Source organism: Thalassospira marina, from assembly GCF_002844375.1.
Classification (GTDB): domain Bacteria; phylum Pseudomonadota; class Alphaproteobacteria; order Rhodospirillales; family Thalassospiraceae; genus Thalassospira; species Thalassospira marina.
Genome location: NZ_CP024199.1, coordinates 1,755,015 through 1,778,219, shown reverse-complemented (window position 1 = coordinate 1,778,219; position 23,205 = coordinate 1,755,015). Strand labels below are relative to the sequence as shown.

Below are 23,205 nucleotides of genomic sequence, written 5' to 3'. Positions count from 1 at the left end.
ATCCCACCGGGCCGGGATAACGCTTTAAACGGCCTGATGATGCCTTATCGTCAGGCCGTTTGCTGTTCCAGGAAGTCCATATAGGCGTTAAAGGATTCCTTTTGCCCAAACAGCACATGCGAGCGTGTGCGAATGGCCTGCGCAATGACGGAACGGCGGCGTTTATCGGTTGCCAGTGTCAGGGCTGTTTCAACATAATCCGCCGAATTATAGGCAACACAGTCAAACACCGATATCTGGCGATAACAGGTATGGCTGCGACGTGTGCGCGCTTCCTTGCCCGGCAGTGTCACCAGCGGCACGCCCAGACCAAGGCAGTCAAAACCCAGCATCGCATCGTTCCAGGCCGGGCTTTCCAGTACCACATCAACCGCGCCCAGAAGGGACAGCATTTCGGCCCGGTTGCGCACATTTACAAACCGCATACGCCCGGCAACATCACCATGATTAACCGCAAACCGCCGGCCCCATGCTGCATCCCAGGCATCGCGCGCCGGCGCAATCAACAGCAGTTCTGCCGTTTCGTCCAGCCGCAGAATTTCAGCAATCAGCGGATCAAAATCAGCACTTAGAACATCAAGCGGCTGCGGGCACAGATAACTGTTGCGGTCTTCATCAATGCGCCACTGGCGTTGCAGGTCGCGGGTGGAATTATCGGGCACATTGGGGGCTTCACCATTCACAAACAGGCCCGGCAAACGCACCAGTTTTTCGGTATAACGACCCTCGCCCCCTGCCGCTTCCCAGTCGTCGGCAACAAAGTGATAATCGATATTTGAAAGCCCGGTTGTTGCAGCAATACCGCCACCGGCCACCTGCAACGGTGCCAGCCTCCAACTTGCCAGCAACATGGTATAGGCATCGGCCTGGGCATCGACATAATGCAGCACGTCAAATTCCAGCCCGGCAATTACCCCGGCAGAATGTTTCGGGTCCAGCGGCAGGCGCACCACCAGGTCGGCATTGGCATCAATGCGCGATGTAATGTCATCCTCGCCCAGCGGCGGGCGAACAACGGTAATATCAAACCGGTCCCGGTCAAGGGCGGCGACAAAACCGGCAATCCAGCGGCCAATGCCATTATTGCACATATTGGCCGACACAATCCCCAGCCGCACTTTGCGGCCTTCTGTCGAAACGGCTTCGCACACCGATGGCACATCGGCATCGGCGGCAAGCTGTTCCCAATAACGGCCCACGGCGCGTAACTGTTCATCGCCCTGCGGGCGCAGGGCTGCGCGCCACACCGGGGGGAAACGGGTTAATGTGACCGGGTCTATCCGGCCCGGAACGGGGGCAGCACCATTTTCTTCGTCCGATAGAATCGCATCTTCAACAATATCGCGAACGACTTCGTCATTTTGCGCGTTGATATCGACTGGCACGGGCGAGAATAAAAGCCGCCGGGCCGTTCGAAACAGTGTCGCATCATCGCCATTGCGAATTTTGCGATCGATGGTTTTTTGCAAAACCTCGTGCGCCATGGCGGCGTCTGTCTGCTCGGAAAGCTCAACAGCAAGGCGGAAAACCGCATCATCCCCGCCACCGGCGCCAATGGCGGCGCCAAAACGTTCAACCGCCTCGTTGTGACGGCCTGAAAGGCTTAACCCCTCGCCCATCATCAACAGCAATTCCGGGTCTTCGGGGTAGCGGCGCAAAAGCGGGTCCAGCGATGCAATCGCCTCGGTTCCCTGGCCTGTACGCAGGTTCAAAAGTGCCAGGGTGCGGCGCGCGCCTTCGGCATCGGGGTCAAGGGCCAGCACCTGGCGCAGGCAATGCAGCGCCCCGGCAAACTGCCCCAAACGAAACAGGGCCTCGCCATAGGCTGTTAACGCCGTTTTGTTGCCCGGCGACAGGCGCAAAGCCCGCATCAACGGGTCACTGGCCGAAACGGTGCGCCCCTGATCAAGCAGGATCTGCCCCAGCAACACCAGCGCCATGACGATATCATCCCGCAGCGAAAGGGCATGGCGGCATTCGGCCTCGGCCTTTTCAAGGTCGCCACATTCGCGCAGGCAGGCGGCATAATTGGCGTGGATATCGGCACTATCGGGTGCCAGTTCCAGCGCGGTTTCGTAATTTTCCCGCGCATGGTCCAGATCACCAAGATCGCGATAGGTATTGGCAAGATTGCAATAAAGGGCGGGAGAATCCGGACACAGACGAATCGCGCGTTTAAACGCGCCAACCGCGTCGCGGTTTTTCCCCGCCGCCTTCAGGGCACGGGCATGGTCATGCTGGATTTCGGCATTGCTGGCATCGGCAATGGCGGCACGCCCCATTCGTTCGGCCGCCACGTCAAACCTGCCCTGTTTCAGGGCAACCAGCCCCGCAAGATGCATGGGTTCAACCGCTTGCGGATAGGCAAGCGTCAATATGCGGCAGGCATCCTCGGCCTCCGCGAAATGGCCAGCCTCGAACAGGTCGAGGGCTGAATAAAACATCTCGCCCAGGTCAGACAACGAATCTTCAACCATTCGATCAGAACGCATATCCATATTCATGCGCGAACAATAACGTCCAAGCGTTAACAAACCACGCAAATCAGGCAGGCACAATCAAACAGATGACGATGATAACGATCAATGCTGTTTTCGTCGCATAGCATCACCCTATCACGGCCCAAGGCTGCCTGTTGCGTCTTACAAACATGCAGCGTGATAACGGGCAAAAACATCAGGACTATGGCGGAAATTCGCATATTTTCAGCCAGCATGGGTTGATACAAGCAATACGGGCCGCCGGATATGGCTGGCGGCCACGCCTGTCCTAGCGGATCAAAAATGTTGCCGCCAGCAGCAAAGCCGCGGCCCCGGCTCGTTTTATGTCAAAGGGTTGGGCGGGCATGCCCAACAGGCCAAAACTGTCGATCAAAAGCGAGCAAATCACCTGTCCCGCCATGATTAGTGCCACCATGGCAGATGTCCCCAGACGCGGGGCAACAATGGTGGTGGCCGATAACACCACACAGCCACAAACACCCCCGGCCCATGCCCACCACGGCAAGGCAGCCGCCCCGCCCATGCGCGGAAGTGCGCCAAGCGAGAAATATCCGATAATCGCCAGAATGATTGTCAGCACAAAACCGGAAAAGGACGCCGCCCAGATGGATGATCCCATCATGCGGGCCAAACGCGCATTCATGGCGGCCTGCAGGGGTAACATCACCCCCGCTGCCAGTGCCAGGATGGAATAAAACGCATTCATGTCACACCCCGGTTAATAAGGGCAAAAAAGACGATTGGGAACAAATATCAGGCATGATGGTCAGTCCAGAACTGGCCCAGAAGCGCACTTACGGTTGCTGGGCATTCTTCGGGGATGTAATGGCCGATCCCTGCCAGTACGCCACCTGCACAATGATCGGCAATGTCCGCCAGTGTGTTTTTTAAAACCGGCCCCACACCATATTCCGCGCCAAAGGCCATAACCGGCATGGCAAGGTGGCGTGTTGCCCGCTTGGCGGCATCTTCCATCGCGGCGGGTGAAAAGGCCGTTTTATAATAGGCCAATGCTGCGCGAAGGGCACCGGGGCGGGTATTGACCCGCACATATTCATCCATGGTAGCACGATCAAACACATGGCTTTGTGTTGATTTCGCCCCAAACAGCCACCCCAGAAACGCCCGTTCACGTCCCGTAATCAGGATTTCGGGTAAATCATCAAGCCGGTTAAAGGCGAAATGCCAGGTTTTGACATTCACTGCTTCGCTGGGAATGCCTGCAGGGGGTGGCGGCGTTATCCCCGGCAGGGCACCGTCAAATACCGCCAGGCTTTTAACGGCGTCACCATGATCTGCGGCCAAGGCATAGGCAATCCAGGTGCCGATATCATGACCGACAACATCAATGGCGCCATCCGCCAACAGGCCGGTTCGATCAAGAAAGGCCCGGATTTCGTTTGCTATCGTTGTCATGTCATAACCCGATGATGGATGGTCGGAATCCCCCATACCGCGTGGGTCAATGGCGATAACATGCCGGCCGGCCTTTACCAGTTCCTGCATCACAAACCGCCAGGCAAACCAGCTTTGCGGCCAGCCAGGGATCAGCAAAACCGGTGCGCCTGTGCCGCCTTCAACATAATGCAGCGACACACCATCGACCCGCACCATGCGCGACTGAAATTTCTGCCAAAAGGCGGCAAAATCAAAATATTGGGCACTTTCATTCAACGGGTATTCAAGGGTTGGTTCAGGCATTTTCAGCATTCCTTACTGGTTAGTTTTATTTGGAAATATTCATTTCCAAATTGGTCAAAAAAATTTACGCCAGGATCAGCAGCATTTGCGAAACCGTCCTTTGCATGGCTTCAAAGCTTTGCCCGGTTTTCCCCACCACACGCATGCCCTGTGTGACACACAAAAGCAGCGATGCCATATCGTCAGGGTCAATATCGGCACGAATAGTGCCATCCTGCTGGCCCTGTTTCAAAAGGTCCGCGAACCGTTGCCGGTAGCGGCCCAACTGCGCCGCAATGCGGTTGGCAACAACTGCATCATCGCTACCCAGTTCCACATTGCTGGCAACCACCAGGCAGCCCAGCTTTCCGCCCTCGCCCGATGCCAGTTCGGCATAGGCCGTTAAAATTGCGGCAAGCGCCGCATGGCCCGACTGTGCGTTGGTCAGGCGCGCGGTAATATTGGCCTGACGCAGGCTGATATAACGGTCAATGGCGGCGATAAAAATGGCGTGTTTATCGGGGAAAGCCTTATAGAGGCTGCCCGCCGATACATTCATCGCACCGGCCAGTTCTGCAACCGATACACCATGAAACCCCTTGCGGGTGAAAACGCCAATCGCGCCATCAAGGGCGGCATCAAGGTCAAATTCGCGGGGGCGGCCGCGCTGGCCAACCGGGGACGAAACGGGGGATGAATGTGCTTTTGTCATGTCATTTATTTAGGAAATGAATATTTCCAAATCAATACCAAATTCAAAAAAGTATTAGACACGCAACCCAACCACCTGTTTTTGAAGTCAAAAAAAGAAGGCGGACCAGTTTACCCTGACCCGCCTTCATATTCTCATTCAGCCCGAAACAGGCGACTCCAGCTTAGGCCTCATGCTCGTAATAACGGCCAAATCGGTTGGCAAGAAAGTCGCTTAGCGCGACCTGTTCCTGCTGGATATAGCCTTTGCCCGGCAAGGTGCCGGTCAGAACCATATCCATCACCGCACACAGACCAGCCGACGTGGTAACCTGAATGGCCGACCAGTCCCGCGGGCCGATGCGGGTGCCGTGCACCTTGCGAATGAAGTTTTCTTCACACAGGTAACCATCGCGCTCGCCCACGGCATCGGCGAAAATCACGATCACGTCCTGGCTGGTGACCGGCAGTGATTTTTCAAAAATATCCTTCATCAGTTCAGGCCGCTGCCCCAGCGCCAGATCCTCGATCAGGATTTTCAGAATTTCCTGATGGCCGGGATAACGCACGGTTTTGTAATCCAGGCTATCAAGTTTGCCTTCAAGCATGTCACACAGCGCCCCCACCCCGCCGGATGTGTTGAAGGCTTCATATTCGGTGCCGTCAATCGTGAAGCGTTCATATCCTTCAAGCGGCAGCACTTCGATGCGCTTGCCCTTATGGATTGCCTCGCAGGGATTAAGATATTCGTTGATCAGGCCATCGGTTGACCAGGTCAGGTTATATTTCAGGCGGTTGGTCGGGTTTTGCGGCAGGGCACCCACCCGCAGGCGCAGGCTGCGTACTTTATCAAACCGTTTAAACAGGTCATGCGCGGCAATGGAAATAAAGCCCGGCGCCAAACCACATTGCGGCACAAAGGCCCCATCGGCACCCTTGGAAATTTCGCGAATGGCGCGGGTGGTTTCAACATCCTCGGTCACGTCAAAATAGGATGCACCAATATCGCGCGCGACACGGGCAATCGCGACATTCAGATAGAACGGACAGGTCGAAAGAATGGCATCATGGCCACGTGCAACTTCGCGCAGGGCAGCTTCGTCGGTGACATCAACCTTGACCAGCGTTGCGGCATTATCGGGCGCGCAAACTTCAAGCATCTGACCATTGGAATCGGCCAGGGTCACCGAATAATCACCGCTTTGATGCAACATGACCGAAACGATACGTCCGATTTTACCGGCACCCAGAACTAGTACTTTTTTCATTGCCATCTCCCGATAGGAATTTGCCGCCTGATACAGCGATCATGGATCGTTGGGTTTGAATAATTTCAATCTGTAAATGCTCTGCCTCTGGACTGCCGGAAACAACCCGGCAATACTGTGGAAACGTCAAAATTAACCGTCATTTTTATGGGTATTTCCGTTGAAACGCCAATTGGACGAAATCGACCGCCGCCTGATCGCCCGCCTGCAGCAGGATGCCCGCCTGCCCACTGCGGCGCTGGCACGCGATGTTGGCCTGTCACGCAGTGCCGTTCAGGAACGCCTTGAACGCCTGCAAAAATCCCAGGTGATCCGGGGCTATTCGGTAATATTGGGCGAAGAAGCCCGCCCGCGCCTTCTGGCCGAAGTCATGATCCAGGTGGAACCGCAAAAATCGGCGGGGGTGGTGGCGGCATTGCAAAAAATAACCGGCTGCATCCGCTGCCTTGCCATTTCAGGCGAATTTGACCTGATCGCCGAGATATGCGCCGACACACCAGAGGAACTTGACCAGCTTTTGGACCGTATCGGCACGCTTGCCGGGATCAAACGCACATCAAGTTCGATCATCCTTTCAACCAAGTTTGATCGGCGCCAGTCCCCTCAGGCATTTTCTTAGGCCTCCAAACGCTTTAGAATAAATCCGCATCCAAACTGCAGACCCGCGTTCCCGACCATGCCAGGGCTATTGTTACGTGAAAATCAAACGGCGCTATTCTGTTCTGACCGTCCTGCTGGCGGGTTTTCTCGCAACCAGTATTGGCGGGGTTGGCGTTGCCCTGTATCTGGGCCTTGGCGCAGCGTACGAAAACACCCGCAATCTGTGGGTGCTGGTCGCCGATAACGAACTGGTGTCGCTGCAGCGTGCCATGGGCGAGCGCATGGACAATGTTGGCGCACGCGCCAACTGGGTAGCATCACAGGTAACGCAAGGCCGCCTTGACCCCGATTTTGATCTGGGCTGGGACAATACCATGCGCGCCCTTGCCGCCGATGAAATGGATGTGATGGCCTATGGCCTGATCAATGGCGAACGCGAATTTGTGGGTTACAACCCGGCCGATATGTCGGAAATTCGCCATACCCTGGCACCTGACGACATGCTGATTTCCGAAATTTCGCAATTGCGCGGGCCAACCAACAATCGCACCAGCTTTCCCCGCTGGGACCCGTTTTTTAACCAGCCGGTAATTGTCGACTGGGTGCCGCTGTTTCGCGACGGGCATTATCTGGGAGTTTTTGTTCAGTATCTGTCGCTGTCAAACCTGTCGCACAGCCTGGTGCGCGGACGCGAGGATTCGCCCGGCGTGCCCTTCATCATCATTGCCGGGAACCGGGTTCTGGCCCATCCGATGCTGCAAAGCTGGGGTGATCATGTTGCCACCACACTGGAACAAGATGCCAACCGAATTCAGCGAAGCCCCATTCCCCTGCCCCGCACCGTCGATATTGGCGACCCTGTGCTGGCCAATCTGGGCCAGTCCGACAAGCTGAACTATCCGGCCTATAACAAGGGTACAACTACAAGCAATGTGCAGATCGCCGGGCTAAGCCTGAATGGTCATTATTCAATGATCGTGACCCGGCAGCTGGATAACACGCCATTTTCGCCGCTTATACTTGGCATTCATTTTGAAGAAAGCCTGTTTGACGCCGAATTCGACCGTCTGGTGCTGACATCGATTCTCGGTGGTATTGTCCTGCTGCTTTCGATCGTGCTGGCTATTTTTGTCTCCCGGCATTTTACCCGGCCCATCCGCCGTTTTGCCGCCGCAGCCCGAAGCCTTGAAGCCGGCCATCTTGATATGACACCAACGCTGCCAGGCAGCCGCATTCGCGAATATGACGATGCCGCGCGTTCCTTTAACCATATGATTGTCGCCCTGCGGGACCGCGAACGCATTACCAGCCTGTTTGGTAAATTCCTGCCGCCCTCGATTGCGCGGGAATTGCTGGCGTCCGGCACCGATTCTGGCGTGCTGCCGCCCCAGCAGCGCGATGCGACAGTTCTGTTTGTCGATATTGTCGGCTTTACCAGCATGTGCGAACAGCTTGACCCGGCCCGCATCGTTGCCATGCTAAATGCCTATTTCGATACCGTGACCGATATTATCGAGGAACATGGCGGCATCATCACCCAGTTTCAGGGCGATGCGGTTCTTGCGGTGTATAATGCCTTTGATGATCTGAACCAGCATGCCGACGCGGCCCTTGATACCGCAATCAACATTCAGAAGGCGGTTAAAAACCGGTTGTTTGACGGGCAAAAAATAAATTGTCGCTGTGGGATCAATACCGGGCGCATGGTTGCGGGTAATGTCGGTGCTACCGACCGGCTGTCTTTTACCGTGCATGGTGATGCGGTTAACAGCGCATCACGGCTGGAGGCCGAGAACAAACGGCTTGGCACGGAAATCCTGCTGGCCGACAGCACACGCAACCAGCTTGCCGATCCGGCCCGCGTGATTGTCGCCGGGGACATCCTGCTGCGCGGCCGCAGCCAGTCCACCGCTGTTTATACGGTCCCGAAAAACGAAATCTGACTGGAAAACACCCGAAATGCGAATCACGGTGCCCGTGACAGCTGACGGCATATAGCACTTTGCGGGGTGATATTTATTGCAGGTCTTTGTCTTTGGTACTTAACGACCAACCGTTGATCAGCATGTGGGCTATAGAGCATCCCACAAGCAGCTCCATCCAGGCGCCTTCCCGCCAGCCCATTCAGCCAGACAGAAAACCTGACACAGACACAGCAGTTCCTTCGCCTGCTGATCACCTAACAGGCACATCAAACGGGATGGTCACAGGGCCAAATGGCCAAAACACAAAACGCCACCATCACAAAGATAGTGGCGTTTTGTAAAACCTGGTTTCAGGTCCGAAAGGGGATTAACCCTGACGTGCCTTAAAACGGGGGTTCTTTTTATTAATGACATATACGCGGCCACGGCGGCGCACGATACGGCAGCCTTTTTCCCGCAGCTTCGCGGATTTCAACGAGTTCCGGATCTTCATAACAGTAAACCTTAGAAACTTTGGCCCTATTGGGAGCCGGGAAAATAGAAGGCACCCCAGTCCCTGTCAACACTTAAAACGCAATAATTTTGCCCTTTAATGTTAACCAGGCGGTGTCAATGCGTTAGTCGTGCGTTGCGTAGAACCGATAATAGGCCAGTTCACCATTTTCAAGCATTTTTACCCGGCTCATCCACATTTCCATGTCATCTTCGAGAAAAGCGATGAAATCGGGATCCAAACCGCTCGTTTGCAGCTCATTTACCAGGGTCATCCACGCTGTTTTGATCTGATGAACGTGTAATTCGGTCTCATCTTTGGCAATTCGGATGTCAAATCGCAGCTTGCCGAGAATCTCTTTATAGCGATCAGCGGTCCAGGGATGGGGTTTTTCATCCTCATTCGCCATCCAGCGGCGGTAGTTTTCCGAGGATTCGTTGGCTTTTCCCGTCACAACATAGTCGGTAATCAGCAACTGGCCCTGTTCACGCAGCGATTCGGTCAGCTTCAACAGAAAGGCGTCCTTCTTGTTGACGGTGAAAAGCTCGCCAAAGGAATAAACGACGTTGAAGTATTTTTTGCGAAACTCGGGTGCCAGGGGGTCATATTGCTGAACCGGGACTTTTTTCTGTGCCCCGGCGGCGACCGATCGCTCCATCCCCAGCAGGGCCAGTTCGCCATCCTGCTCCAGGGCGGTGACCCACACGCCAAATTTATCAGCCAGCACGCGGGCCGTTCCGCCAATGCGCGCACCGATTTCAATGCAGCTCATGGTTTCGTCAAGCGCAAGCGGCTTTGCCAGCTCCAGCGCATATTCATGCCCGCCCGGTTTCATGATGCCGCGGTCAAACAGCTTGCCATACAGCTTAAGACGTTCGGGTGGCCAGCGACCGACTTCATCATCAAGGTCAAGCTCGCCTGCTTCTTCCTCGGCCGGGCGATTGGCCAGCACCAGCATCCGCTGCAGCCAGCGGCGATAATCATTTAACTGCTGCTCAAACAGATAGTATTCCGCCGGGTCGTTATATCCCTCCCAGCGGGCACGCAACCGTTTGCGAAATGGCACACGTATCGCCTCTGCGGCCATCGTGCCATCAAGCGACATATTATCATCCATATAGGGGTTGGCTTCCGCTGACTTGCGTTGCCAGAACTTCAACTTCAAATAAACCGCCCGTATGCGTTAACCAGTTTGATCACAGCCCTGCCTATCATCAATGATCGCCGGGGCGAGGTAAAGGGTGAAACAGCCTGCCCTTATATATAGGTATCGTGCGATCCTGCCGCGATATGTATTTTATCACGCCCCCTGCCCACTTTGGCATTTCAGGTGCGCTGCGGGCCCCTGTACGCCCTCCGCCCACACCCTGCCCTCCCCCGGGGCATCGCGCGCGATATTTTTGCAATGCGGTCAAAACACAAACAATTGTAGCGCCAACCGCCCTAATATTTCACAATAAGGCAGCCAGCCACGGCAGCACCGCCTGTGCGGCACATTTTTGCGGGATATTCCGCTGGCCTGACCGATCCAAGAGACAATAAAAACCGCATGAGTCACGACCCCCTATCCATTTATTATCGCCAGCTTGGGATCAAGCCGGGGGCCAGCGAAAAAGAAATCAAGCTGGCCTATCGAAAACTGGCATTTGAATATCATCCCGACCGCAATTCCGACCCGGATGCGGAAGAGCGGTTCAAGGACGTGACCGAGGCCTATGAGATCCTGGCGGGGATTCGCAAACGCCCCACCGCGCGCAACGGCCAGAATGCCGCCGGTGCTACAGGCGCAGGTGCGGCCAAAGGCGCAACAGGCACGCAAGGTCAGGCAAACCGCGCTGGCGGTGCAGGAAATGCGGGTACTGCGGGATCAACTGGCACGAATGGCAGCGGCAGCGCACAGGCCAACCGGCAGGGCTTTGCCGGTAGCGGGCGCAAACAGCGGCCACAAAGCCGCGAAGAACGCTATGCGCAGGCCAGCTCCGCCTATCAGCAGCATCAGGAAAAAACCGGCCACCGCGACCCGAAGGTTAACCCCGGCGCAAGACGGCATCATAAATCGGCTAACCGCAATGCCGACACCAGTGGCTATGCCCGGTGTGCAATTACCGATGTGATATCGGCCCAGCCACGGCATATTGAATTTACCGTGGTGCGTGGCTTTTTAAATTCCATTCGCCGCGATACGGTCAGTGCTGTTTTATCGCCCAAGGGCGCACGTCGCATGGCGTTGCGTGCCAGCCTGCGCACCTGGCTAAGCGGGTTTTGGGGCTGGCGCAGCTTTATCCCGGCCTGGCGGGCGATCATATCGAACATGCGCGGCGGGGTTTTCCCGCCCGAAGCCAATGCTCAATTGCTGTTTAACCAGGCCAATGCCTTTGAACGCAGCGGCAACAAGCAACTGGCACGTGCTGTTTTGCTGCAGGCGTCCGATTTTATTGGCAATAACCGTTCCGCCCTTGCCGAACAGATCCGTGCGAATATGCGCCGTCTGGATACCGGCGAGCCTGCCCGCCGGGTACGCGATGAATGGAAACATGTCGCAATGCTGGATGCCCTGATGCATCTAAGCCCGGTTTTCATCGTGATTTTCTGCCTGCTGTTGGCCTTTGGCCCCGCGCATACCTATTTCACCGTCGATTTCCCGATGCAGGTTGAAAACAGCGTTGCCAAAGTTCGCGACAAAATCGAAGACATGATCACCCCCAAGGGCGACCCCTATTATGTTGATCAGCAATTCTTGAATTTGCGGACAGGTGCGGGAATCAGTTTCCCGGTCATGCGGCAGCTGTCGCGGTTTGAAACCGTATTTTTGCGCGGCGAAAACGAAAATTTCTGGATCCGCGTTGAAACCGAACTGGGCGAAGATGGCTATGTCAATGCCGATGCCCTGGTCCCGGGTGATGGCGGCACCGCACGCGATGAATGGTGCAAACAAAACAAATGCGACTGACCATCACGGCCAGCCGCATTCAAAAGCATTAAAGTGCCGGTTCAAGACCGGCACTTTGTATTTTGGTCATCAGGCAGCTTTTGGAATGGCCTTCAATGCGGCCTGCAGGTAATCCCAGAAACGGGCGACAGCCGGGATATGGGCGCATTCATCCGGGCTGTGTGCGCGTTTGATGGTCGGCCCGAACGAGATCATATCCCAGTTTGGATATTTCGACCCCAGCACACCGCATTCCAACCCGGCATGGATGACCTTTACTTCAGCATCGCGGCCAAACAGGTCACGATGTACGGCCTGCATCATTTCCAGAACTTCGCTATCCATATTAGGCTTCCAACCCGGATAGGCATCGCCCCAGGCAACGGTCGCACCAATATTTTCAAATACTGCCGTTGCAACGTCTCGGGTTGCATCGCGCGCACTGGAAATAGAGCTGCGTGCCGAAAGCGTAACCTTCGCAAGGCCATCTGCCACCGAGACAATCGCCAGATTGATCGATGTTTCAACAACACCGGGGACGCTGGTGCTCATGGCCTGAACACCATTGGGGGCACCCAGAATGGCATTATTGAAGGTAATGCTGTCTGCCGGGCCCATCGCCGTTGCCGGCATGTCGGTTTCGCTTGCGGCAATGGCAAAGTTCGGTTCCAGATCGGCATATTCGCCAATAATTGCATCGCGAAAGGCAGTCAATGCGCCGTCAAATGCCGCAATATTGGCCGCAGGCAACACGATGGTCGCAAAGGATTCACGCGGGATGGCATTGCGGGCCGTCCCGGCCTGAATGGTGACGATACGGGCATCGAGGTCGCGCAGAAGCGGGCGCAGGAAACGCGCCATCAGCTTATTGGCGTTACCAAGGCCCAAAATAATATCAATGCCCGAATGACCGCCCTTAAGGCCGGTCAGGGCAATTTTGCGGGCTGCCATATCGCCCGAAACCGCATCGGCCTGATACTGCCAGCGCGCGACCAGGTCACCACCGCCTGCACAGCCGACATAAAGTTCATATTCGTCTTCGGTATCAAGGTTCAGCAGGATTTCGCCCTGCAGGCGGCCCGGCTCCAGGTTCATTGCACCGGTCAGGCCGCGTTCTTCATCAACCGTAAACAGCAGTTCCAGCGGGCCATGCTCGACTGATTTGTCACACATGACGCCCAGCATCGCCGCAGCACCAATGCCGTTATCCGCACCAAGGGTGGTGTTATCCGCCGTCACCCATTCGCCATCGACATAGGCGCTGATCGGGTCGGTATCGAAATTGTGGGTCGAACCGCTATTGGCCTGGGTCACCATATCAACATGGGACTGCAAAACCGTAATCTTGCGGTCTTCATAGCCTGCTGTTGCCGGCACATTTACCACCAGGTTGCTGCCGCTGTCGCGGTAATGGCTGCAGCCATGGTCATCGGCCAGTTTTTCGATCATCTGCAACACGGCCTCTTCCTTGGTCGAAGGCCGGGGGATGTCACATAACTTCTGAAAATTTGCCCAAATTGCAGTTGGTTCAAGATGGCTGATATTGCCCACGGTGGCGCTCTCCTGTCTGGATATAACATGCGATTTCAAAACCGGCCTTCTGGCGGGCCCTTTTGCGCCGTTATCATGGCAATATAAAACCGGTTTGGCAAAACCGGCCTGTTGCCATGTCGGGGAAGCGCAAAAAACACACCACAAGGCCATTTTAAAAACGACCTGCCTTCTGATTATCGCAAATCCGGGGGGATTTCCACCGTCACATAAGGGTTTTCCCGCAGGGAAGACGAAACGATAGAAATTGGCCGAAAAAACAGCGGCAGCAATTTAACCCGCCCACCGGCTGGCCTATTCGCCGTCCCCGCCCTCATCGGCAGGGTTGGCTGCCTCGTCTGAAAGGACCATTGCGGCAGGCAGGGTTGGGTCGGCATAAACAATGCGGTTACGCCCGGCCTGCTTGGCCTGATATAGCGCGCGGTCCGCCACCAGTAATGCCGTTGGCAAATCGATTTCGGATTTGGGGTCATCACAAACATCACCGCCAATGGTCACCCCGATGCTGGCGGTAATCTTTACCACGCCAAAATTACCTTCATCGTCGCTCAGGCGGATATCATTGATCATACCGGCAAGGCGTTCGGCAATGCTTTGGGTGATTTTCGCCGTGGCCGATGGCAGGAACACGGCAAACTCCTCGCCGCCCAGGCGCACGACCAGGTCATCGTCGCGCAATGCGCCGCGCAAAACAGCGGCAACTTCCTGCAATACGCGGTCGCCACAGGCATGACCGAACCGGTCATTGACCAGCTTGAAATAATCCAGGTCCAGAACAGCAATGCCGTAATGCCAGGTTTTGTTGCGCAAACGGCGAATATCATGCAGTCGGCTGACGGCACCTTCAAAACCACGACGGTTGAGAACTTCGGTCAGCGGGTCGGTCGAGGCCAGGACCGCCAACTGTTTTTCAACTTCCTTGTGGTCCGTCACATCAAGGGCGGATACCATCATGCCGCCGCCCTGCAGGCGATTGATGCGAATATCGGTCAGGCGGGCCGATGGCGACATTACCCCGTTACGATCGGCATGGTCATGCCCGGCGCGCACCATATCGCGGTAAATGGCGCGCAGGCCGGAAACATCAAATTCCGGTGTTGCCGCCGGGTAAACGCCGGGATTTTGCGCAAACAGGCGGGCAAATTCACGATTGAAATGCAGCACATGCAGTTCTTCATCAAACATGGCAACGGCTGTTGGCACCATGCGGATGACTTCGGCCACCGCATTTTCCAGGCTGTTGCGGTTACGCACCAGCATATTGTTCATGCGCACTTCTTCGCGCACGTCATGTGCCGTTGTCAAAACGGCCGGTCGGCCATCGTGCCATAAAATGCGTTCATCGGTCAGGTCGCACCAGACCTCGCTGCCATCATCCAGAAACCGGCATTCGCGGCGACGTTCCCCACCGACCACGCCCTGCAAAATCTTTTCGCTGTCCGCCAGGGTTTTATCGCGGTTTGCGACATCAACAAACCGCAGCAGGTCGGGCTTTTTCATGAAATCGCTGGCACTTTGCGCGCCCATCACGCAGGCAAAGGCATCATTGACATAAAGGGCCTGCATATCGCGATGAACCGCCACACCGATAAAGGACCGGCCCAGCATATGGTCAACCTGCATTGCGGTTGTGCCATTTTCAATCATCTGTGCCGTGGTCAGAAGGGCGCGGCCATCTTCCCATTCGATGGTTTCATCACTGATTTCAAGCCATACCGGCGATCCATCCTGGCGAAGATTATAAACCTTTTTCCAGCCATGAAAGCCGGTGGCTTCCATGAACTGTTTGTAAAGGCGCAGTGCTTCCAGGTGAAATGCTGGCGGGATATAGCGCACAAGGTCAGGTGCCGCCATGAATTCGGCCGCATCGCGGCACCCCATCATGCGGGCATAGGCATCATTGGCGTAAAGAACCACCAAATCCCGATGGATAATGACGCCAACAGTTGATTGCCCATACAGGCGATCAATCTCTTTTTGTTCAAACCGCGCCAATCCAGTCCCCCGACCACAAAACACGCCAAACCAGGTTTAAGTAAAATCCGTTCGCGTTTTGCGACTTCTTTCCGTCAATTCACAACCAGTGGCTTATCATTCCCGTCACTTGAAATGCGGGGTCATTTGCCCGGTCGTCATGCCGGCGCAACCCCGCTCCGACCATGATATGACCAATTCCCCCGAAAACCGATATTATTCTATATCGACTGTATCGAAACAGGGAAGTCCGTACATACCGGTAAAACAACAATTTATGCGATAAATTTAAGGTTTTGCGCGGTAAAAACCTGTCTGCAAGATCAGGCAAACACGTGGTTACCGACCAAATGGCGAGGGGAAAAACTATCCCCCTCGCCCGGTGCTGTGCAAACACACATCAAAAATGAATGTTTTTTCCACCCATACTGGCCCGATTCTCACGTATAGATACGCACCAAACGCACAACCCTGACTTAAAGATGTGCCGCCTCAATATCGCTTATCGAAATATCAAAGGCAGATAGCCCCTCTTCGATATATTCGCCCAGCATGGGAATGCCGGTCAAATATTCGGCCGTGTGATTGGTATGGCCATCCTCGGCTTCGGCCAGCGCTTCCTGCCATTGCTCGGCATCAAAGCTGCCACGCCCGATCCAGACTAGCGCGACAAGGTGGCATTGCTCATCCCAGTTCAGATCATTGATCGCCTCGACCAGTTCGGCATGGGTGGCATCATCGCCATAGGCTTCCAGCACCTCGCGAAACTGGTCATCGGATGCATTTGACCCGTAATCAGGTTCAACCACATCTTCCTGCGCATCAAAGGCGCGCGCCTTAAGCAGGATGAAGGCGACTTTCTCAAGATCAATGGCGGGGAAATCGTCGGTTTCTGCATCATCCATCACGTCCGGCATAAAATTCTCCGTTTTTCAAAGAAAAATTCCGTTACGGCACGACATCACGAAAAGGCAAAACACGGCAGATCGGGGCGATATTGCAGGCTGGGCGACGGGCCATGGCTGCAAAGCGGCAAATAACCGGTGCCATGATCCTGCCAATTGTTATGGGCACCATCTGGCCCTCTAACACAAAATGCAGGCACATGTTCCCGGATCAAACGCCAAAACAAATGATGATTTCCCCGTTACCCGCATCCTGGCCCCATTACTGGCAGCATGGTGCAGGCTGCGATATGGTAACAGGCATGCCCCGCATAACCGGAGAAAAAAATTGGATTATCGTGACGTCGATATCGTTAAACACCAGCGCGGCTGGGATGGTTATTTCAAGCTCGATGTTTATGAGCTGCGCCACAAACGGTTTGATGGCAGCCAAAGCACAGTAATCCGCCGCGAAGTGCTGGAACGTGGCCATGCCGTTGCCGTCTTACCCTATGACCCGGTACGTGATGAAGTCGTACTGATCGAACAATTTCGCCCCGCCACACTCAGTGTTCATCGCAACAGCAGCGATATGCCCGCCTGGCTGATCGAAATTGTGGCTGGCATCGTGGAACCTGGTGAAACCCTTGAAGATGTCGCACGGCGCGAAACCATGGAAGAATCCGGTTGTGCCCTAATTGGCCCGCTTGAGGTAATAACCCCGCGCTATTACGCATCGCCGGGCTGCACCAGTGAAACGGTGCAAATTTTTTATGGCCGGGTTGATGCCTCAAAGGCTGGCGGCCTGCATGGCCTGGATGAAGAAGGCGAAGATATTCGCGTTTTTACCAAAACGTCGGATGAATGTTTTGCCATGTTGCAATCGGGTGAATTTTGCAACGCCCCTGCCATCATGGCGATCCAGTGGTTGATGCTGCACCGCGACCGCCTGCGCCAGGAAGCCAGGGAAAACATCAAATAACACATTTTATGTGTTGATATTTTATTTGACACAAAATTTACGTTATAATTTTAAAACTGACTTGACTTTTGTGTATAAAAGGACCAATCAACAGGCATGCATTTTGTAAACTGACAATTCTGGAGTCTGCCATGGACATTCGCAATGGCACCATCGAGGCAATTGGTCGCACCCCGCTTATTCGCCTGAAAAAGGTATCGGAACTGACGGGCTGCACCATTCTGGGCAAGGCCGAATACACCAATCCCGGCGGATCAGTGAAGGACCGCGCCGCCCTTGCCATTATTCGTGACGCCGAAAAACGCGGCCTGTTGCAGCCCGGCGGCGTTATTGTCGAAGGCACGGCTGGCAATACCGGCATCGGCCTGGCAACGGTTGGCAATGCGCTGGGCTATCGCACCGTTATCGTCATTCCCGAAACCCAAAGCCAGGAAAAGAAGGATCTTTTGCGCCTTCTTGGTGCCGATCTTCGCGAAGTCCCGGCTGTGCCTTATCGTGACCAGAACAATTATGTTCACGTATCGCGCCGCCTGGCCGAAGAACTGGCAAAAACCGAACCGAATGGTGCCATCTGGGCCAACCAGTTTGACAATGTCGCCAACCGCCAGGGCCATTTTGAAACCACCGGCCCGGAAATATGGGAACAAACCGGTGGCAAAGTCGATGGCTTCATCGCCGCTGTTGGCACAGGCGGCACCCTTGCCGGTACGGCAATGGCGCTGCGTGAACGCAATAAAAACATCCAGATCGGTCTGGCCGACCCGATGGGTGCGGCCCTGTTCAGCCATTACAAACATGGCGAACTGAAATCCGAAGGAAGCTCGATCTCCGAGGGGATTGGCCAGGGCCGCATTACCGCCAATCTTGAAGGGCTGGATATTGATCACCCCTTCCAGATCAGCGACGAAGAAATGCTGCCCCTCGTCTTTGACCTTCTGAAAGAAGAAGGCCTGTGCATGGGCGGGTCTACCGGTGTCAATATTGCTGGTGCCGTAAAACTCGCCCGCGAACTGGGCCCGGGCCACACCATTGTCACCATCCTGTGTGATCTTGGCACCCGTTATCAAAGCAAGCTTTGGAACCCGACCTTCCTGAAGGAAAAGGGCCTGCCGACGCCTGACTGGCTGTAATCAGCCCGCAAAGCGATCAAATAACAAACGCCCCGCGCAGCTCCTGCCGGGGCGTTTTGCTTTATGGTGTTCGAAATAATCCAGGATGAACGATCAGCGATCAAACATCAGGCCAGGCACGTTTCCATGCGCCGGGCATAACGCCATAAATGCCCGGAAAGCAGCAGCGCAATCACCAGCAGCAGGGCGGCAAAACCGGCAACGGCAAACCAGCCCCCATGCGTCCAGAACCAGCCACCAATAGACCCCATCACGCTGGACCCCAGATAATAGGACAGCAGATAAAGCGACGATGCATGCCCTTTGGACTGGGTTGCCATCCGCCCGACCCAGCCACTGGCCACCGAATGGGCCATGAAAAAGCCGCTGGTCAAAACAATGATGCCGCCAATCACCGCATAAATTGACCCGGCCAGCGTCAGGGCCACACCGGCAAGGGCCACCAGAAGTCCAATCGCCATCACCGGCCCGCGCCCATGTTTGTCCGCCAGGCCACCTGCCAGCGATGATGCCGCAATCCCGAACAGATACACCGTAAAAATAAGGCTGATCGCCCCCTGCCCCAGGTTATAGGGTTCGGCCACCAGCCGGAACCCGGCATAGTTATAAACCGTAACAAAGCAGCCCATCGCCAGGGCACCTATCACAAACAGTAAGGGCAATGCCGGATGGCGCGAATGCCGCGCCCAGGCATCAATATGATAGGCAAACTGAAAGCCCGGTTTGGTGGTGAAATTACGCGAGGGCGGCAGCAAAATAAAAAAGCCAATGGCGGCAAGCAGATCAATGGCACCCAACACCCCCAATGCCACCTGCCAGGATGAAGATTCGGTCAAAAGGCCAACACCAACACGCCCGGTCATACCGCCAAAGGCCGTGCCCCCAACATAAAGCCCCATTGCCAGCCCCAGTCCGCGCGGATGGATTTCCTCGGCCAGATAGGCCATGGCAACGGCCGGGACACCACCCAGAACAAAACCTTCAAGTGCCCGCATCACAAGCAGGACATGCCAGTTGGGAATAAAGGCCTCGGCAATGTTTAAAACCGACGCCGCGCACATGGAAACAAACATCAGGCGACGGCGGCCAAAGGCCTCGGACGCGGCACCCGCCAGCAAAATTGAAAAGGCCAGAAACCCCGTTGTCAGCGACAATGCCAGCGAACTTTCCGTCGGACTGACGCCAAAATCATCGGAAAAGGCCGGCAATAAAGGCTGCACGCAATAAATAAGGGTAAAGGTCGCAAAACCCGCCAAAAACAGCGCCATCGCCACCCGGCGATAGGCCGGTGTGCCCGGCTCGACCCAGCGTTGCGGGCTGGTATTTTGTGTCGTCTGATCTGCGGCCTGCATATTCGGGCCATCATGGGTGCCGGGCATGGCAGCAACACTTTGCTGTTCACTTGCTACCCTGGCACTTTCGGGCTGTGCGGGTTCTGGGGGCAGGTCCTGGTCTGCCTTTGGGTCAGTCATCTCTCGTCCTTGAAAGGTTGCCGTGGGGGGCATTTTTAATTTGTCGAAATTGTTGCACCTTCCCCGTCATCCGTCCAATATATGTTAGTGGCATTCTTCATCTGTTTTAGAGATACCGAAATTGGAACTGCGACATATCCGCTATTTCCTGGCCGTGGCCGAGGAAGGAAATTTCACCCGTGCCGCTGCCCAGATTGGCATTGGCCAACCGCCGCTTAGCCAGCAGATCAAGGATCTGGAAACTGAAATTGGCGCAAAACTGTTTCACCGCCTGCCGCACGGCGCCGAATTAACCGATGCAGGCCATGCCTTTCGCGATATTGTCGGGCAGTTTCCCGGTTTGGCGTTACAGGCCGTGCATGCCGCCCAGCGTGCGGCACGTGGCGAAGTGGGCAATATCCATGTGGGTTTTACCGGGTCTGCCGCGTTTAACCCGGTGGTGCCTGCTGCCATTCGTGCCTTTCGCCGGGCCTGGCCCAAGGTGCGCCTGACCCTGACGGAAACAAATTCCACCCGGCTGCTTGCCAGCCTGATCGACGGGCATCTTGATGCTGCATTTTTGCGGCAAAATATCGTTGATCACCCCGATATTGACCTTCATGACCTGGGCCGCGAACCCATGGTTGCCGTTCTGCCCAGCAGCCACCCTGCCGCCAGCCGCGAAACCGTGCCGCTTTCCATGCTGGCCGATGACCCGTTTATCCTGACCCCGCGCGAAGTTGGCCCCACGCATTTTGATACCGTCATCAATGCCTGCCACATGGCAGGGTTCGAGGCCCAACTGGGTCAATCCGCCCCGCAATTTGGCTCCATGATCAATCTTGTGGCGGCTGAACTGGGTGTTTCGCTGGTGCCAACATCCATGCAGCAATTACAGGTGCGTGGTGTGGTCTATCGCCCGGTCGCAGGTGATGTGCCGGTGGCCTATCTTGCCCTTGCCTATCGCCGCGATGGCAGGTCGGCGGTCACCAACAATTTTATTACCGGAACAGTCAAACGACCCTAAATATCGCAATTGGCATCGTCTTCGCGCTACAGTCCCAACTGCCTTTCACGCAAAGCCTGCCTAGCTTGCCTGATTGCGAATATAGGCCAGCGCCTGCTGACACAAATCATCCGCATCAAACAACGCGCTATCAAGTACCAACTGGTCACTATGCCAAGCTTCATACTCGCGGTTTTGTACGGCCTGCCAGTCTGGCAGTTTCAGGTTCTCAACGCTCGAAATTCTGGTTTCAATGCGTTGGCGATGCAGGGCCGTGTCCGAACAAATCAGTTCAATTTCGCAAAACTGGCATTGCCCACGGCGCGCCACATCGCGCCAGGCATCGCGGGTGATTGTTAGGGGGTTAACGCTGTCGGCAATCACGGTATGGCCCAGACGTACATTATCCCCGGCCAGGCGGTATGCGGCCATATAACCTTCCGGGCCGATATCGGCATTTCCCGTGCCAAATTGCGCATATGCATCGCGCAGAGCCTGTTCGATGCTATCAATACGCAACCACATGGCTGGCAAGCTGCGGGCCAGTTTTTCAGCCAGTGTGCTTTTGCCACAACCGGGCAAACCACCCAAAATTATCAGCATATTCCGGCCCTCATCCGATTTTGTGAAACAACCGCTTTTTGCCAACCTTCCCGTAAATGGCACCTCACGCTGGCGTTATTGCGATTTTACCCTAAATTAGGTCCTAACAGAGCCCATTGGCGCGGCTGAAAAATGCCCTGCGCCCAACAGGATATATATTGTTATGACACGTTTCTCCATCCTTGACCTTTGCCCGGTAAATGCGGGCGAGCATCCATCCGATGCGCTGCGCAAAACCCTTGAACTGGCGCAACATGGCGAAAAACTGGGTTATCACCGCTATTGGCTGGCCGAACATCACAATATGCCCGGCATCGCCAGCGCCGCCACATCCGTTGTCATTGCCCATGTTGCAGGCGGAACCAAAACCATTCGTGTTGGTTCAGGCGGCATCATGCTGCCCAACCATGCCCCATTGGTCATTGCCGAACAGTTCGGCACCCTGGATGCCCTGCATCCGGGACGTATCGACCTTGGCATTGGTCGCGCCCCAGGCACGGACCAGCGCACGGCTGCCGCCCTGCGCCGCGATATGCACGGCACCGAAGAGCGCTTTATTCAGGATGTATTGCAGGTTCAGCAGTTCCTTGCCCCGCTGGAGGGTAATCCCGGCATTCGTGCCGTGCCGGGTTATGGTTCGCAGGTTCCGATGTGGCTTTTGGGCTCCAGCCTGTTTTCGGCCGACCTCGCCGCACGGCTGGGCCTGCCCTTTGCCTTCGCATCGCATTTTGCACCTGATTATCTAATGCAGGCGCTGGATCTTTACCGGTCGCGGTTTGAACCGTCCGATCAGCTTGATAAACCCTATGTCGCCGCGGCCATGGGCTTTTTTGCCGCGGATAGTGACGAGGAAGGCCAGTTCATTGCCACATCGATGCAACAGCAATTTCTGAATTTGCGCCGGGGCAATCCGGGCCAGCTGCCTGCACCGGTCGAAGATATGGACACCGTGTGGAATTCAATTGAAAAGGCCGGCGTCAACCATGCCATGCGCTATGCCGCCGTTGGCTCACGCGCGACGGTAAAGGCCAAAGTCCGCGAGTTTTTATATGAAACCCGCATCGACGAGCTGATCCTGACCGCCAATATTTTTGACCATCAGGCCCGTCTGAAATCCTTTAGCATTGGTGCCGACATTCGTGACGAACTGGCCGCCGAAAAATCCAAGGCCGATTGTGCCTGATATTTGCCCGCGTCCCGTGTAATGCGCCATTAAGTCGTACAAGCGCACCACCGCAAACCACGATCCACGATCCATCGCTCTATCTTAGCGCCGGGCAGTTTTCCTGCCCGGCGGTTTTATATGCACATGCCACAGGGCGGCCAGCCCATAACATCAACCCCAGGATGACGCGGTATGCCGCGCCCGCAAAGCACAAAAACGGGCTGATTTTCCAGGGCGAACCAATTTTGCCAAAAGGCGAACCACTTCCATATTGTGAAAAGGCGCTTGCATTAACTTGCACATATGCATGCCTTCGGACATGATGCCCCAGCGGTTAAAACAATTTTTCCTTTTACCGCAACGTCTTGCTTCC

At 55.4% G+C, this 23,205-nt stretch carries 19 protein-coding genes; 7 read left to right on the top strand and 12 right to left on the bottom strand.

Going from position 1 to position 23,205, the window contains the following annotated elements:
- Positions 1 to 50: 50 nt before the first annotated feature.
- The 5 genes from CSC3H3_RS08110 to CSC3H3_RS08085 form a co-directional block, all read right to left on the bottom strand.
- A complete protein-coding gene (locus CSC3H3_RS08110; RefSeq protein WP_245881336.1) occupies positions 51 to 2,492 on the bottom strand; it encodes a tetratricopeptide repeat protein in 2,442 nt (813 codons plus the stop codon).
- Between the two features lie 277 nt (positions 2,493 to 2,769).
- Positions 2,770 to 3,207 carry a DMT family transporter gene (locus CSC3H3_RS08100; protein ID WP_101284524.1) on the bottom strand — a complete coding sequence of 146 codons (438 nt, stop codon included), beginning with the start codon at positions 3,205 to 3,207 and terminating at the stop codon, positions 2,770 to 2,772.
- A gap of 47 nt (positions 3,208 to 3,254) precedes the next feature.
- Positions 3,255 to 4,202 (bottom strand): alpha/beta fold hydrolase, encoded by a 948-nt coding sequence (locus CSC3H3_RS08095; RefSeq protein WP_101286155.1) that lies wholly within the window; start codon positions 4,200 to 4,202, stop codon positions 3,255 to 3,257.
- Between the two features lie 64 nt (positions 4,203 to 4,266).
- Positions 4,267 to 4,893, bottom strand: a complete 627-nt coding sequence (locus CSC3H3_RS08090) for a TetR/AcrR family transcriptional regulator (RefSeq protein WP_101284523.1) — start codon at positions 4,891 to 4,893, stop codon at positions 4,267 to 4,269.
- A 163-nt stretch (positions 4,894 to 5,056) separates the two neighbouring features.
- Positions 5,057 to 6,139 carry a saccharopine dehydrogenase family protein gene (locus tag CSC3H3_RS08085; protein ID WP_101271144.1) on the bottom strand — a complete coding sequence of 361 codons (1,083 nt, stop codon included), beginning with the start codon at positions 6,137 to 6,139 and terminating at the stop codon, positions 5,057 to 5,059.
- A gap of 160 nt (positions 6,140 to 6,299) precedes the next feature.
- Between CSC3H3_RS08085 and CSC3H3_RS08080 the strand changes: the two genes are divergently transcribed.
- Both CSC3H3_RS08080 and CSC3H3_RS08075 read left to right on the top strand, forming a co-directional pair.
- Complete coding sequence (locus tag CSC3H3_RS08080; RefSeq protein WP_101284522.1) at positions 6,300 to 6,758, top strand: Lrp/AsnC family transcriptional regulator; 459 nt, start codon at positions 6,300 to 6,302, stop codon at positions 6,756 to 6,758.
- A 76-nt stretch (positions 6,759 to 6,834) separates the two neighbouring features.
- Positions 6,835 to 8,682: an adenylate/guanylate cyclase domain-containing protein gene (locus CSC3H3_RS08075; protein ID WP_101284521.1), complete on the top strand. Its 1,848-nt coding sequence runs from the start codon at positions 6,835 to 6,837 to the stop codon at positions 8,680 to 8,682.
- A 349-nt stretch (positions 8,683 to 9,031) separates the two neighbouring features.
- Here CSC3H3_RS08075 and ykgO read toward each other — a convergent pair whose 3' ends face one another.
- Together ykgO and CSC3H3_RS08065 are read right to left on the bottom strand one after the other, a co-directional pair.
- A complete protein-coding gene (gene ykgO, locus CSC3H3_RS08070; RefSeq protein WP_007090004.1) occupies positions 9,032 to 9,157 on the bottom strand; it encodes a type B 50S ribosomal protein L36 in 126 nt (41 codons plus the stop codon).
- A 124-nt stretch (positions 9,158 to 9,281) separates the two neighbouring features.
- Entirely contained in the window at positions 9,282 to 10,322 is a 1,041-nt protein-coding gene (locus tag CSC3H3_RS08065; protein WP_245881335.1) for a methyltransferase domain-containing protein, read from the bottom strand.
- Between the two features lie 384 nt (positions 10,323 to 10,706).
- Here CSC3H3_RS08065 and CSC3H3_RS08060 point away from each other — a divergent pair, with 384 nt between their 5' ends.
- Entirely contained in the window at positions 10,707 to 12,107 is a 1,401-nt protein-coding gene (locus tag CSC3H3_RS08060; protein WP_101286154.1) for a DnaJ domain-containing protein, read from the top strand.
- 69 nt (positions 12,108 to 12,176) lie between these two features.
- Here CSC3H3_RS08060 and CSC3H3_RS08055 read toward each other — a convergent pair whose 3' ends face one another.
- The 3 genes from CSC3H3_RS08055 to CSC3H3_RS08045 all read right to left on the bottom strand — a co-directional run bounded on the left by CSC3H3_RS08055 (position 12,177) and on the right by CSC3H3_RS08045 (position 16,528).
- Complete coding sequence (locus tag CSC3H3_RS08055; RefSeq protein WP_245881334.1) at positions 12,177 to 13,637, bottom strand: aminoacyl-histidine dipeptidase; 1,461 nt, start codon at positions 13,635 to 13,637, stop codon at positions 12,177 to 12,179.
- Positions 13,638 to 13,931: 294 nt separating this feature from the next.
- Positions 13,932 to 15,632: a sensor domain-containing diguanylate cyclase gene (locus CSC3H3_RS08050; RefSeq protein WP_101284519.1), complete on the bottom strand. Its 1,701-nt coding sequence runs from the start codon at positions 15,630 to 15,632 to the stop codon at positions 13,932 to 13,934.
- Positions 15,633 to 16,087: 455 nt separating this feature from the next.
- The gene (locus tag CSC3H3_RS08045) at positions 16,088 to 16,528 is read right to left on the bottom strand and encodes a DUF3775 domain-containing protein (protein ID WP_215907568.1); all 441 of its coding nucleotides are present in this window, start codon (positions 16,526 to 16,528) and stop codon (positions 16,088 to 16,090) included.
- Positions 16,529 to 16,844: 316 nt separating this feature from the next.
- Here CSC3H3_RS08045 and CSC3H3_RS08040 point away from each other — a divergent pair, with 316 nt between their 5' ends.
- The gene (locus CSC3H3_RS08040) at positions 16,845 to 17,477 is read left to right on the top strand and encodes an NUDIX domain-containing protein (protein WP_245881333.1); all 633 of its coding nucleotides are present in this window, start codon (positions 16,845 to 16,847) and stop codon (positions 17,475 to 17,477) included.
- A gap of 131 nt (positions 17,478 to 17,608) precedes the next feature.
- The gene (locus CSC3H3_RS08035; protein ID WP_101284517.1) at positions 17,609 to 18,607 is read left to right on the top strand and encodes a cysteine synthase A; all 999 of its coding nucleotides are present in this window, start codon (positions 17,609 to 17,611) and stop codon (positions 18,605 to 18,607) included.
- A gap of 107 nt (positions 18,608 to 18,714) precedes the next feature.
- Here the strand turns inward: CSC3H3_RS08035 and CSC3H3_RS08030 are convergent, their stop codons facing one another.
- On the bottom strand, positions 18,715 to 20,079 hold the full coding sequence (locus tag CSC3H3_RS08030; RefSeq protein ID WP_342751372.1) for an MFS transporter: 1,365 nt from the start codon (positions 20,077 to 20,079) through the stop codon (positions 18,715 to 18,717).
- 121 nt (positions 20,080 to 20,200) lie between these two features.
- Between CSC3H3_RS08030 and CSC3H3_RS08025 the strand changes: the two genes are divergently transcribed.
- Entirely contained in the window at positions 20,201 to 21,085 is an 885-nt protein-coding gene (locus CSC3H3_RS08025; RefSeq protein WP_101271032.1) for a LysR family transcriptional regulator, read from the top strand.
- 60 nt (positions 21,086 to 21,145) lie between these two features.
- Here the strand turns inward: CSC3H3_RS08025 and CSC3H3_RS08020 are convergent, their stop codons facing one another.
- The gene (locus CSC3H3_RS08020; RefSeq protein ID WP_101284516.1) at positions 21,146 to 21,667 is read right to left on the bottom strand and encodes a P-loop nucleotide/nucleoside kinase family protein; all 522 of its coding nucleotides are present in this window, start codon (positions 21,665 to 21,667) and stop codon (positions 21,146 to 21,148) included.
- Between the two features lie 163 nt (positions 21,668 to 21,830).
- Between CSC3H3_RS08020 and CSC3H3_RS08015 the strand changes: the two genes are divergently transcribed.
- Positions 21,831 to 22,850, top strand: coding sequence for an LLM class flavin-dependent oxidoreductase (locus tag CSC3H3_RS08015; RefSeq protein WP_101271036.1), 1,020 nt, complete (start codon positions 21,831 to 21,833; stop codon positions 22,848 to 22,850).
- The last annotated feature ends 355 nt before the right edge of the window (positions 22,851 to 23,205 follow it).

What these genes read in the sequence shown, in the direction of transcription:
- CSC3H3_RS08110 (WP_245881336.1), bottom strand. Translation starts at nt 2,492, where the DNA reads ATGCGTTCTGATCGAATGGTTGAAGATTCGTTGTCTGACCTGGGCGAG.
- CSC3H3_RS08100 (WP_101284524.1), bottom strand. Translation starts at nt 3,207, where the DNA reads ATGAATGCGTTTTATTCCATCCTGGCACTGGCAGCGGGGGTGATGTTA.
- CSC3H3_RS08095 (WP_101286155.1), bottom strand. Translation starts at nt 4,202, where the DNA reads ATGCCTGAACCAACCCTTGAATACCCGTTGAATGAAAGTGCCCAATAT.
- CSC3H3_RS08090 (WP_101284523.1), bottom strand. Translation starts at nt 4,893, where the DNA reads ATGACAAAAGCACATTCATCCCCCGTTTCGTCCCCGGTTGGCCAGCGC.
- CSC3H3_RS08085 (WP_101271144.1), bottom strand. Translation starts at nt 6,139, where the DNA reads ATGAAAAAAGTACTAGTTCTGGGTGCCGGTAAAATCGGACGTATCGTT.
- ykgO (WP_007090004.1), bottom strand. Translation starts at nt 9,157, where the DNA reads ATGAAGATCCGGAACTCGTTGAAATCCGCGAAGCTGCGGGAAAAAGGC.
- CSC3H3_RS08060 (WP_101286154.1), top strand. Translation starts at nt 10,707, where the DNA reads ATGAGTCACGACCCCCTATCCATTTATTATCGCCAGCTTGGGATCAAG.
- CSC3H3_RS08045 (WP_215907568.1), bottom strand. Translation starts at nt 16,528, where the DNA reads ATGCCGGACGTGATGGATGATGCAGAAACCGACGATTTCCCCGCCATT.
- CSC3H3_RS08035 (WP_101284517.1), top strand. Translation starts at nt 17,609, where the DNA reads ATGGACATTCGCAATGGCACCATCGAGGCAATTGGTCGCACCCCGCTT.
- CSC3H3_RS08030 (WP_342751372.1), bottom strand. Translation starts at nt 20,079, where the DNA reads ATGACTGACCCAAAGGCAGACCAGGACCTGCCCCCAGAACCCGCACAG.
- CSC3H3_RS08020 (WP_101284516.1), bottom strand. Translation starts at nt 21,667, where the DNA reads ATGCTGATAATTTTGGGTGGTTTGCCCGGTTGTGGCAAAAGCACACTG.
- CSC3H3_RS08015 (WP_101271036.1), top strand. Translation starts at nt 21,831, where the DNA reads ATGACACGTTTCTCCATCCTTGACCTTTGCCCGGTAAATGCGGGCGAG.